Source organism: Dyella silvatica (assembly GCF_026283955.1).
GTDB lineage: Bacteria > Pseudomonadota > Gammaproteobacteria > Xanthomonadales > Rhodanobacteraceae > Dyella_C > Dyella_C silvatica.
The window spans coordinates 58,613-71,353 of sequence record NZ_JAPDPE010000002.1; the positions used below are offsets into that span (position 1 = coordinate 58,613).

The 12,741-nt window shown below is 61.6% G+C and carries 9 protein-coding genes; 7 read left to right on the forward strand and 2 right to left on the reverse strand.

The genetic code is table 11. The features are described 5' to 3' along the window. Positions 1–145: 145 nt before the first annotated feature. Entirely contained in the window at positions 146–790 is a 645-nt protein-coding gene (gene lolB, locus OUZ52_RS00945; protein WP_266156421.1) for a lipoprotein insertase outer membrane protein LolB, read from the reverse strand. Further along, a complete protein-coding gene (locus OUZ52_RS00950; RefSeq protein WP_266156422.1) occupies positions 787–2,523 on the reverse strand; it encodes a tetratricopeptide repeat protein in 1,737 nt (578 codons plus the stop codon). The genes lolB and OUZ52_RS00950 overlap by 4 nt, the downstream gene beginning before the upstream one ends. 123 nt (positions 2,524–2,646) lie before the next feature. Here OUZ52_RS00950 and hemA point away from each other — a divergent pair, with 123 nt between their 5' ends. The 7 genes from hemA (at position 2,647) to OUZ52_RS00985 (ending at position 12,734) form a co-directional block, all read left to right on the forward strand. Next, entirely contained in the window at positions 2,647–3,924 is a 1,278-nt protein-coding gene (gene hemA, locus OUZ52_RS00955; RefSeq protein WP_266156423.1) for a glutamyl-tRNA reductase, read from the forward strand. A gap of 82 nt (positions 3,925–4,006) precedes the next feature. Further along, complete coding sequence (prfA, locus tag OUZ52_RS00960; RefSeq protein WP_266156461.1) at positions 4,007–5,086, forward strand: peptide chain release factor 1; 1,080 nt, start codon at positions 4,007–4,009, stop codon at positions 5,084–5,086. 246 nt (positions 5,087–5,332) lie between these two features. Then, complete coding sequence (locus tag OUZ52_RS00965) at positions 5,333–7,333, forward strand: O-linked N-acetylglucosamine transferase, SPINDLY family protein (RefSeq protein ID WP_266156424.1); 2,001 nt, start codon at positions 5,333–5,335, stop codon at positions 7,331–7,333. A gap of 10 nt (positions 7,334–7,343) precedes the next feature. Beyond that, positions 7,344–8,123, forward strand: coding sequence for a polyphosphate kinase 2 (ppk2, locus tag OUZ52_RS00970; RefSeq protein WP_266156425.1), 780 nt, complete (start codon positions 7,344–7,346; stop codon positions 8,121–8,123). A 453-nt stretch (positions 8,124–8,576) separates the two neighbouring features. Then, positions 8,577–10,796, forward strand: coding sequence for a TonB-dependent receptor (locus OUZ52_RS00975; protein WP_266156427.1), 2,220 nt, complete (start codon positions 8,577–8,579; stop codon positions 10,794–10,796). Positions 10,797–10,931: 135 nt separating this feature from the next. Beyond that, a complete protein-coding gene (locus tag OUZ52_RS00980) occupies positions 10,932–11,708 on the forward strand; it encodes a tetratricopeptide repeat protein (protein WP_266156428.1) in 777 nt (258 codons plus the stop codon). 432 nt (positions 11,709–12,140) lie between these two features. Further along, the gene (locus OUZ52_RS00985; RefSeq protein WP_266156429.1) at positions 12,141–12,734 is read left to right on the forward strand and encodes a GspH/FimT family pseudopilin; all 594 of its coding nucleotides are present in this window, start codon (positions 12,141–12,143) and stop codon (positions 12,732–12,734) included. Positions 12,735–12,741: the final 7 nt, after the last annotated feature.

Below are 12,741 nucleotides of genomic sequence, written 5' to 3' on the forward strand. Positions count from 1 at the left end.
GAACGGGGAACGGGGAACGGGGAACGGGGAACGGGGAACGGGGAACGGGGAACATTAGCGGCGAGGCCGCAATATGCAAGACATCACCCTCAGCAAATTCAGAAGCGAAGCACCGGGTAGCGAACGCCAGCAGATCACACCAGACTCAATGCTCCCCGTTCCCTACGCCCTGTTCGCCGCCTTTACCCATCTGCCAGCTCTCCACCGACAGGCGCACCTTATAGGGGGGCTTTTGCGCGTAGACCTTCTTCGGCAAGGGCGGCTGACGCGTCGCATCCCATTCGCGATAGTCGACGCTCCAGCCATCCTGTTGCAGCAGCGACGGCAGGCGATCATTACCAAAACTCAGCTCCGCCGGGCCCGCATCCGCACGCAAACCGAGCACCCATGCACGCAGCTCACGCAGCGGCACCTCCCAGCCCAGGGCCTTGTGCATCAACGACTCGGCGTCATCACCATGCAATGGGCCGCCATCCATACCCTCGAGCAAAGCGCCTTGCGCCCCGCCGCTCAGGCGAAAGCTCTTGCCGGTGACGGGGGCACGCACAACGAATTCGTAGCGATCACCGTCTTGAGTCCAGGTCAGGTCGCCGCTACCGCTGTTCTTGCCATCGGAAACGCCAAGCCGGCCTTGCAGGGTCCAATGATCGACGCCGGCAAGTAGCCGTTCACGTGCCTGCTGTTCGCCGAGCAGACCCGCATCCCCCTGGAGACGTACCGCCGTGCGCGGCACGCAGGCCGCCAGCAGCAGCAAAGATGCGGCTGCGAGTAAACGTGGAAAGATCTTCATGGATTAAGGCGCTTCAAAGTGTCGTGCAAACGGGTGCTTTGCGGATCGAGCCGGCGCACCTCGTCAAAAATGCGGCTGGCATCCTGCTGGCGCCCCTGCTTCCACAACACCTCACCCAGATGCACGCCGACGTCGGCGTCCTTGCGAGCGTTCCAGGCACCACGCAGCGCCTGCTCGGCTTGATCGAGATGACCCAGCCGGTACTGCAACCAGCCCCAGGAATCGGCGATCGCCGGATCGTCGGGCTTGGTCACGCGTGCTGCCTGAATCAGTTTTTCCGCTTCGGCCAGGTCACGATTGGCATCAGCCAGCGTATAGCCCAAGGCGTTGCTGGCATCCATATCGTCGGGCTTGAGTTGCAGCAAGTGGCGCAAATCGTTCACCGCCTGATCGATCGCACCGGCCTCGGCATAGGCCAAACCGCGGCCGTACAACAGCTCCGGGTCGTCAGGTGAAACCTGCAGTGCGCGGCTGTAAACCGCCTCGGCCTTACCGTACTGCTGCTCACGCATATAGAGCTCGGCGTCAATCGCATACACGCGCTGCAACTGGGTTGGCTGATCCAGATAATCCACCTGCATCTGGGCCAGCTCTTCGTGCGCCTGCGCCGGCTTGCCCAGCTCATGCATCAGCACAGCGCTGCGCAAATCGGCGTCGAAGGCGTGATCGTCGCCATCAGGCACCTGGCCGTACCAAGTCAGGGCCTCATCTTTACGGCCTTGCATTTCGGCCAGCTGACCCAGCAAATAGGTGCTGCTCGCACGCACGCTTTCCGGCGAACGCTGCAATTGGCCGTACAGTCGGGTCAGCGACTTGGTGTCATTGGCCCGTGCCGCCAGCGCGGCCCGCAAGGTATAGGTGTCCGTGTCTTGCGGGCCGCTGTCGAGCAGCCTGGACGCGCCGGCATAGTCGCCGGACTGACCCAGCAGCGTGGCGTAGGCCATTCGTAGACGGGTGTTTTTCGGCGCCTTCGCCAGCGCCTTCTGGAACAGTGCCTGGGCACCTGCCCGGTCGCCGCTCTTGAACTTCATCTGCGCTGCCCAGGCGTAGGTCTCGGCGCTGTTGAAACGCTTCGCCGCCACATCGGCAATTTGCTGTGCATAGGCATGCCGCCCGAGCCGCTCGCCCAGCTCGCTCATCGCTAGCCAGGCTTGTGCATCGGCCGGAAGGCGCTGCGGGGTCGCCAATGCCTCCAGCAAGCGTGCCGCCTGCGCCGGATCGCGCCCGCCGATCACTACCCGGCCGAACTGGCGCCAGGCATCCGGATCGCCGCTGCGCAGCAACAGGTCCAGCTGACGCTGCGCCTCATCGGTATTGCCCTGATCCAGTGCCAGCTGCGCACGTGCCTGGGCCAGCCCAGCCGGTTTGGCGCCCAAGGCCTGCCAGCGGGCAATCGCCTGCTCGGCGGCGGCATGGTCATGCACGGCCGTAGCCATGCCGGCGGCCTGCTCGGCCACACGAGGGTCGCTGGAAAGCAGCATCGCCTTACCATACGCGTCGGAAGCGGCCTTGAGATCAGTGCGTGTCAACGCCATCTCGCCGGCCATCAGCTGAGCCAGCAGATCGTGATCCGCGTCAGGTGTCGCCACCGTCAGATGATTTAGCGGCTGCGCCGACGCGGCTTGCCCGGACGGCCGACCCGGCGTTGCAGCACACCCCGCCAAGGCCAACAGAATGGACACATATCCCGCAAAATGCCGCAGTTGCTTGAACTTGGCCGACCTGCTCAGCACACTAGTCTCCATTAATCGGTTTATTTCGGTAGCACCGCCGATACTCAACCCGGCGCGTTGTTCACTTAGTCTACGCCGTCGCCTACGCCGCCGGATGCCCCTTGTCTTGAGTCACCTGACGCCATGCCGCTGATCGCCCTTGGGCTCAACCACCTTACCGCGCCGGTTACTTTGCGCGAGCAGGTGGCGTTCGACGCGGACGCCGCAAGTACGGCGTTGCATGAGCTGAGCGTCGAACCTGGCGTGGAAGAAGCACTGATCCTGTCTACCTGTAACCGCACCGAACTTTACGTGTGCGTGAAAGCAGGCGCCGAGGACGTGCCGCAAGCGTGGTTGAGTCGTCACCATCGGCTGACCCCGGGCAAGCTCGGTGAGTTCCTTTACCGGCACGACGAAGATGCCGCCGTGCGACATATGTTCCGCGTCGCCACCGGCCTGGACTCCATGGTGCTGGGTGAACCGCAAATTCTCGGCCAGGTAAAGGACGCCTACCAGCAGGCCCGCGTAGCGCAGACCCTGCGCGCGCCGATGGATCGCCTGCTGCAACACACCTTTGCCGTGGCCAAGCGGGTGCGCACCGATACGCGCATCGGCGCACATACGGTCTCGGTGGCCTTTACCGCCGTACGGCTGGCTGAGCAGGTGTTCGCCGATTTGCGCCAGGCCTGCGTTTTGCTCATTGGCGCCGGCGATACGATTGAACTGGCGGCGCGGCATCTGGCCGACAAGCAGGTACGCCGGCTGATCGTCGCCAACCGTACGCTGGAAAACGCCCAGGAGCTGGCCAGCAGCCATGGCGGCTATGCGATTGCCCTGCACGATCTGCCGCAACACTTGGCCGAGGCCGATATCGTCATTTCCTCCACCGCCTCCCGCACCCCGGTGGTAACTCGCACCATGGTTGAAAAAGCGATTACCGCCCGCCGCCGCAAACCGGTCTTTATGGTGGATATCGCCGTCCCTCGGGATATCGAAGCCAGTGTCGGCGAACTGGACGACGTGTTTCTCTACGGCATCGACGATCTCAAGCAAGTCATCGATGACAACCGCCGCTCACGCGAAGCCGCTGCCCGCGAGGCCGATGCCATCATCGACTTGCAGGTCGAGCGCTATATGGCCTGGCGGCGTGCGCTGACACTGAAAAACCCGGCGCTGGATATGCGTCAGCACGCTGAAGCCTATCGCGATGAAGTACTGGCCAAGGCACAGGCCATGCTGGCGCGTGGCAAGCCAGCCGATGAGGCCTTGGCCTTCCTGGCCAACACACTGACCAACAAATTGCTGCACCACCCCAGCGCCCGCCTGCGCGAAGCGGCGCTCAACGGCGACATGGAACTACTGCACGCGGCTGACCGCCTCTACGGCCGCAGCGACGACGAGCAAGGGACGGGCAACGACTAGCGAGGGCGGCTTGCTGCCGCCTCCCGACGCCATCCGCGACAACCTCGGTTGCCGCGCCCTCGCCGCCTCTGCTATCGCTACCATGACCCCATCGATCCGCCGCAAGCTCGAAAACCTCGCCGAGCGTCACGAAGAAATCGGCCTGTTACTGGCCCAACCTGACGTACTTGCCGACAACACCCGTTTTCGCGAACTGTCGCGCGAATACGCCCAGCTGGAACCTGTTGCCAGCTCGCTGCGCCAGCACGATCTCGCCGAACGCGAGCTGGTCGATGCGCGCGGCATGCTCGACGACCCCGAACTGCGTGAGATGGCCGCAGACGACATTGCCCGACTCGAGACGCACCTGCTTGAGCTCGACAATGAGCTGCAGATTTTATTGCTGCCCAAAGATCCCCGCGACGAGGCCAATCTGTTCCTCGAAGTGCGCGCGGGTACCGGCGGAGACGAGGCGGCGATTTTTGCCGGCGATCTCTTTCGTATGTATGCGCGCTACGCCGAGCGACGGCGCTGGCATATCGAGGTACTCAGCGAGAATCACGGCGAGCATGGCGGCTATAAAGAAATCGTCGCCCGCATCGAAGGCAAGGGCGCCTATTCCAAGCTCAAGTTCGAATCGGGCACGCACCGCGTGCAGCGCGTACCAGAAACCGAGTCACAGGGGCGCATCCATACGTCGGCGGCTACCGTAGCGATCCTGCCCGAGCTCGACGAAATCGACGATATCGAATTACGCGATGCCGACCTCAAGGTCGATACCTTTCGCGCCTCCGGCGCCGGCGGTCAGCACGTCAACAAGACCGACTCCGCCATCCGTATTACCCACCTGCCCACCGGCGTGGTAGTGGAATGCCAGGACGAACGCAGCCAGCACAAAAATCGCGCCCGCGCGATGAGCCTGCTGAAAGCCCGATTGCTGGATACCGAGCGCAGCAAGCAAGCGGCGGTGCAAGCCGAATCACGCCGCCTGCAAGTCGGCTCCGGCGATCGCAGCCAGCGCATCCGTACCTACAATTTCCCCCAGGGCCGGATCACCGATCACCGCATCAATCTCACCCTGTATCGCCTGCCCGAGGTGTTGCAGGGCGAGCTGGACGAATTGATCGACACCCTGACCCGCGAGCATCAGGCCGACGAGCTGAAATCGCTCACCAGTAACTAATTCTGCCTGCCCTTGCCACCGCCTCCATGGAAAGCGGCGTCGCTGGCCGCCGCCCTGCTTTGGACCGGCCGCAGGCCGAAATAACTCGACGAAAAATCCCCATCTCAGCTTGGCGCCTGCCGCGCACTGGGTTAGCGTGCACGCAAGAATCAAGCAGCGCCTTCCAGCTTTAACGATACGCCGCAACATCTTGCCGAACTACTGCGCCGCGGTGCTTTTACCGAGGCCGCGAGTGTGGCGGCCCGCTTGCGCGAACAGGCCCCGGCCAATGCCGAATTTGCCCGCCTGCATAGCATCGCGCTACTGCGGATAGGGCAGCGATCCCACGCACTGGAGGCTTTGCATCACGCCGCCGAGCTCGCGCCCGAACACATTGAAGTGCAGTGCAACCTGGCCAGTGCGCAACTGGAAGATGGCGACGCCGAAGGGGCCATCGAACGCCTCCGCGCGGCGCTTCGCCGCAACCCCGGACACCCCGCGGTGCTGCTTGGGCTGGGCAATGCCTTGATGGCTAGCGCCCGCTACCCACAAGCACGAGAGGCCTATGCCATGGCCACCCACGGTGCGCCTGAGCATCCCGGCCTGCGCTTGAATCTCGCTGCCGCCGAAATGGAGCTGGGCAACCTGGCCCAGGCAGCCATCCATGTCGACGAAGCCTTGCGACTGGCGCCCAGGCTCGATGCCACGCACGAACTACATGGTCATGTACTGCAAGCACAAGGCCATATTGCAGCGGCTGCCCAGGCCTATCTGGAGGCCGAGCGGCTGGCTCCGGAACATCCACATCACCCGCTATGGGCTGGATTGATGCTGGACGAGTCGGGCCAGCTCACGCTCGCCGCCGAGGCCTATGCGCGCGCCTTGCGCTGTAATCCAGGCTCCGGCCCGGCATTGAGCCAATTGGTTTTCGCCAAGCGACGCCTGTACGACTGGCACGATCTGGATGTGCTGAGTGCACAGCTACACCGTGCGGTAATCGATGGGCGCGCGGGCATCATGCCGTTTCCGTTTCTCGCCGAAGATGCCAGTGCAGCGCTACAGCGCCGCTGTGCGACCACCTTCGCCAGCGGCATCGAAACGCAAATGGCGCCGCTGCGGCAACAACTCGACTTTAGCTACCCACCGACCAGCGCCAATGCACCGTGGCGAGTGGGTTTTGTCTCCAACGGCTTTGGCGAGCATTCCATCGGCCGCCTGGTAGTGGCCTTATTCGAGGCCTTACAGGGCAGCGGGCTGGATATCCATTTGTTCGCGACCAAGCCGGCCGACGACAGCCCGATTTATCATCGCCTGCAGGCAGCCGCCACGATTCACGATGTGGCCGGTCTTGGCCCGGCGCGAACCGCTATGCGCATTCGCCAAACCGGCGTCGAAATCCTGTTCGACCTGCGCGGTTATGGCAGCGGCTCCAACGTCGATCTGTTTGAGCTGCGTCCAGCACCCGTGCAAGTGAACTGGCTGGCCTGCCCCAGTACCTCCGGTGCACCATGGATGGATTATCTGGTCACCGACACCATTGCCTTACCGCCGCTTCTGCGCGAACACTTCAGCGAAAAACTGATCCGCCTGCCACGCTGTTTCATCCCCTACGACAGCACCCGCGAATTGATCCCGGCGCCCAGCCGTAGCGACTGCGGTCTGCCCGCGCAGGGCACTGTATTTGCCAGCTTCAATAACAGCTACAAACTCAACGCGGCGACTTTTGCTCAGTTCATGGCGGTTCTGCGGCGGGTGCCCGAGAGCGTGCTGTGGCTGCATAGCGGGCCCGGTGAAGCCGACGAACGCCTGCGCGCCACGGCGGTCTCCCACGGCGTTGCGGCGCACCGCTTGATCTTCATGCCGCAGCTGTTTCACGCCGAATATCTTGCCCGTCTCGCCCATGCCGATCTTTTTCTCGACACCCGACCCTACAACGCCCAGGCCAGCGCCATCGATGCACTATGGTCCGGCTGTCCGGTACTGACCCACTCGGGGCACACCCTGGTCGGCCGCGTCGCCACCAGCTTGCTACATCATGTGGGCCTGCCCGAACTGATCGTCGAAGGCGAACAGGCCTTTGTCGACATGGCCGTGCGCCTGGGCAGCGACCGCGAAGCACTGACCGTCTTGCGCCGGCATCTGTTGAAGCAGCGCTCGCGCAATCCACTTTTCGATATGCAAGGTTTCGCCACCGACTTTCGCCGTGCGATCCAGGCCATGGGCGCGCGCTATCGCATCGGCCGGCCGCCCGCTGATCTGGATCTATAAGGATGTAAATATGAGCAAGCAAGACAAGCACTACCGTAAAACCATGGATGCGTTGCAGCTTGAGCTTGCTAGCCTGCATCTCGGATTGCGCCACAGCGGCAAACGGCTTGTGGTGATTTTCGAGGGGCGTGACGCCGCCGGCAAAGGCGGCACGATTAAACGCATCACCGAAAGCATGGACACGCGCGGCTACCGGATTGCCGCCCTGGGCAAGCCCGATGAAACCGAAGCGACGCAATGGTATTTCCAGCGCTACGTCAGCCACCTTCCCGCCGCCGGCGAATTCGTGCTGTTCGATCGCAGCTGGTACAACCGGGCGGTGGTCGAGCCGGCCATGCATTTCTGCCATAAAGATCAATACGAAGCCTTTCTGACCGCCGTACCGGCATTTGAAAAGCTACTCACCGATGACGGCATCATCCTGATCAAATATTGGCTGGCCGTCGATCAGAAAGAGCAAGAACAGCGTTTTGCCGAACGCGCCGAAAACCCGTTGAAGCACTGGAAGCTCTCGCCGGTCGATCTTGCCTCGCGTGAAAAGTATGCCGAGTTCGGCAAGCTGCGCGATGTGATGATCGAACGTACGCATCGCGCCAACGCCCCGTGGTACGTGGTGGATTTCAACGACCAGAAGCGTGGCCGCGTCAACCTGATCAAGCACTTGCTGGAGCAAGTCCCGCGTCATCACGCTGAATCGGCATCGATCAAGCTGGATAAGCTCAAAGGCAAGCCGAAACGCGAAGGCGTAACACCCAAGGCGTTATGGGTTCCGGATACGTACCCCGACTAATCTGCTCAATCCATACTCAACGCGACAAAAAAGCGGCGGCCCAGCGGGCTGCCGCTTTTTTTGTGCACGACTTCGCCACCTGCCCGTGATTGAGCCACTGATCACCGGGGCATACCCTCAAGGACAGGCCTCTTCCGCGAAACCATCGCGCCACGAACAGCCGCGTCGCCGCGGGTGATCGCACCCGGAAACCGAGCCATCTGCGCCGAGCCGTCCGGCGCAAGTTTCTATTCAACAAAGCAGTAATTTCGAAATTTATTGCGAATCATTATCAATTGCTTTACCTTCCGTGCGCCTCACCAGGCTCAGCCAAGGCGAGCTACGCCAGGCCCCGGAAAGGATTTCCAGCCATAGCGCCGCCCGAACCCAGCCAAGGAACCCATCGCACTGTCGCCTCAAGCCGGCGGCTTGCACGCGCCCCGCATTTGTATGTCTCGTAAGGAAAAACGTCGCATGTCCTCACCCACTGCTTATGTCACCTCGCAACCCGGCGCGCCCAAACGCCTGCTGATGTCGGCGCTAGGCTTGGCCTTGCTGCCCGTCGCCGCCCAGGCCAACAGCGGCGCCGATAGCACCCCCAACAGCGACGACCAGAAGCCCAAGGCGACCAAGCTGGAGAGCGTCAAGGTCCAGGCGACCACCGTGAACTCGACTTCGCCGAAGTTCACTGCGTCGCTGCTGGATACGCCACGCGCTGTCACCGTGATTCCGCAGCAGATCTTGCAGGAAACCGGCTCGATCTCACTTGCCGATGCCCTGCGCACGGTACCCGGCATCACCTTTGGTGCCGGCGAAGGCGGCAACCCCAACGGCGACCGGCCTTTTATCCGCGGCTTTGATTCGCAAAGCTCAATCTTTATCGACGGCGTGCGCAGCTCCGGCTCACAATCGCGCGAAATTTTCGACATTGAACAGGTCGAGGTCATCAAGGGCCCGAGTTCGGCCTATACCGGCCGCGGCTCCGTCGGCGGCAGCATCAATCTGGTCACCAAGGCGCCCACCACCGAGAATGCTCTCAGCGGCAGCCTCGGCCTGGGCACCGCCGACTATCAGCGCGCCACGGTCGACTGGAACCAACTGATCGGCAGCGACTCGGCCTTCCGCTTGAATGTGCTTGGTCACCGCAACGACATCGCCGACCGCGGCGGCCCCAACTCACGCCGCTGGGGCATCGCCCCCTCGATGACTTTTGGCCTGCATGCAGATACCAGCGTCACGCTTAGTTACTACCACCTGCAAAGTGACGATCAACCCGACAGCGGCATCCCATACAACAACCCGAATAACTACCCGCAGGGCAGCGGCAAGCCAATCCACGTGCCGCACGACACCTACTACGGGCTGTATTCGCGCGACTTCCAGAAGCAGCGCAACGACGTCGGCACTGTCCTGGTCAAGCACAACTTTGGCAGCGGCTGGCTGCTACGCAACACCACTATGTACGGCCGCTCCACCAATGACTACATCTGGACCCAACCGGATGACAGCCAGGGCAATTTCATCGTCAACGGTGGCATCTGGCGACGCAACAACAATCGCGTCAGCAACACCACCAACATGACCAATCAGACGGATCTCACCGGTGAATTCCAGACCGGCTCGATCAAGCATACGTTGGCCGTGGGCATCGAAATCTCCAACGAAAAGACCCATCGCGACGGCTATCGCATCGGCAATCTCAATGCATGCACGCGCGGCAGCGGAGCCAGCTCCGGCTATTGGTGCGCGCCAGTCATCAACCCCAATCCGAACGATCCGTGGAATGGGCCGGTGGTGCGCCTGCTCAACTACACCCGCATCACTACCGACACGCGCTCGGCCTGGGCCTTCGACACGATGGAGTTCAACGAGCAATGGTCGTTAAACCTCGGCACCCGCTTCGACAGCTTCCAAACCAAGTCGCGCGCCTCTACCGGCGTCATCAAAAACCATTCCAACTTCTGGAATTACCAGAGCGGCCTGGTTTACAAGCCGGCGGAGAACGGCAGCATTTACCTCTCCTACGGCACTTCATCCAACCCGCCAGGCGTCGATGCAGGCGATGGTGCCGATGGCATTGCGTTGACCAACAATGACCTGAAACCGGAAAACAGCCGCAACATCGAACTAGGCTCGAAGTGGGATTTGTTCGACAAGCACCTCTCGCTTACCGCTGCCGTATTCCGCACCGAGAAAACCAATGCTCGCGTCAACACCGGCGGCCGTGGCAGCCCACAGATCAATGCAGGCAAGCAGCGTGTCGATGGTTTCGAGCTCGGCCTCAGCGGCGATATCACCGAACGTTGGAACGTGTTCGGCGGCTATACCTATCTCAAGAGCAAACTGATCAAGCCGGCGCCGGGCGATCTCGCCAGCAAGAACAAACAGTTTCCCAACACCCCGGAAAACAGCTTCACGCTATGGACCAGCTACGCGATCACCCCGCAGCTCACCGTAGGCGGCGGCGCCTACGCCATGAGCAAGGTCTACGGCAATACGCAGAACACCAAATGGGTGCCCGGCTACACCCGCTTCGATGCCATGGCCTCCTACGCGGTCAATAGCCAGCTGACCCTGCAATTGAACGTGCAGAACCTCACCAACAAGTATTATTTTGACAAGGCCTATGCCGCGCACTACGCCTCGGTCGCAGCAGGCCGCTCGGCGATCCTGAACTTCAACTATAAATTCTGATTGCGCCGTAACGACAAGCCTCGCCCGTGCCCGTCACGGGCGAGGCTTTTGCACGCTAAGCCGTCGAGCACTAAGACACCCGATGCTGCTACCTATCGCTTATCACCACCTTTTACGGCCATGGAGCGAGACCTGATGGATAGCCAGACGCCGGGCACCCCGCAACCTTCGAGCAACGCATCCATGCTCGATGTCGATGCAGTCAATCGCCTGCTGCAGCAGCAACCCGACGAGGCCGCCAAACTCCTGCAGGCAGCGGCGCGCGCGGGACATGCTCCCGCACAAACCTGGCTGGCCCAGCTCTATCTCGATGGCACAGGCGTCAGCGCTGATGCCCAAGAGGCACTGCATTGGTTTCAACGTGCCGCACACGCCGATGTGCCCATGGCCATGAATATGCTGGGCCGCTGCCATGAAAGCGGCTGGGGCACGCCGATAGATTACGAACTGGCGGCGGTGTGGTATCGCCGCGCCGCCACGCACGATCTGGATTGGGCCGTCTATAACCTCGCCCAGATGCATGCCAATGGCCGTGGCATGATGCAAAGCCGCGCCGAGGCTTTTCGATGGTTCACGCGTGCTGTCGAACTAGGCCATGCCCGCGCCATGCATTTTCTCGGTCAGTTCTACGAATACGGCTGGGAGGTCGAGGTCGATCAGGCACACGCCTTCGAGCTTTACCGCCGCTCCGCCGAAGGCGGCGACTATCGCGGCCTGTGCAGCTGGGCATCAGTGTTGGCAGGCCAAGGCCGTATCGATGAAGCCAGCAGCTTGATTGAAGGCGCCATCGCACTTGCGCCACGTCACTATCTTGAGCCGCTGGCGCAGCAATTGCGAAGTTCATCACAGATCAAGCTGCACGCACTGATCAAACACATCAACACACGCCTCCGATCGACCGAATACGGATGACATTCGTGTGCGGCCGTCGAGTGCTCGCCCAAAAACTCCGCGTTTTGTGATCGGTTCGACATAAAGCACCAGCTTGAAATCCAGGGCAACCGGGCGCGACCTTTGTTCACCGCCAAAGGCGCTCGCACGCGCAGAAAAAGCGGCCGCAACATATTTCGAAAAAGATCGATTTCGGCAGACAAACGGTCACTTTTTCCAGACCGGCGGCGGCAAATCGCAAGATCTAATCGCAAGTAAAAACCTTCAGCACCCAGTCAGACAAGCTCATCAACCCTGTCGCCATGCGGCCTGCCGAAGCGCGTCTTTGGATGACGTTCGATGGTAGGCGACTCATGGCTGCCTAGGGGGCACCGTATGTCGCACAGCGCCGCACAAAACGCAAAATCTAACGAAACCACAGTTAGTAGCGCCGCGGACAGGGGGGCGCGACCTATGAAAGCAATCCGCGCTTATCGGCTGCACTCTGCCGGCTTTACGCTGGTAGAAATGATAGTGACGCTGGCCGTCGCCGCGATCATAGCGATGATTGCGTTGCCCAATTTTCGAAATTTAATCGCCAACGCTCGGCGTGACAGCATCGTCGACAGTCTGGTTGCCTCGCTGCACTACACGCGCAACCAAGCACTCGATCTCGATCAAAATACGACCTTGTGTGCGGGTGTCAGTGGTATCAACGGCACGCCGACGGGCGCCAACCCAACGGTTTGTGCCACCGACGTATGGGCCAATGGCTGGGACGTCATTACCGTGCCTGGCAACGGCAATCCAGCTAACACCCTGACCACCCACGCCTTGCCAGCCAGCAGCACGGCGCCGACGTTGAAAGCGGTCAACGGCAATCTGCTATTCACTTTCAACGGCCGCGGGCTGATCCCCAGCCTGACCGGCAATGAATTGCTGGTGGTCTGCGATTCACGGGGCGCCTCGATGGCACGCGCGGTCGAGGTCAGCAGCACGGGCTATATCCAATCATCCCCACAACCCGGCACGGCTCCTGACGGAACCACCGCCCTCACCTGCCCCTGAGCTCACG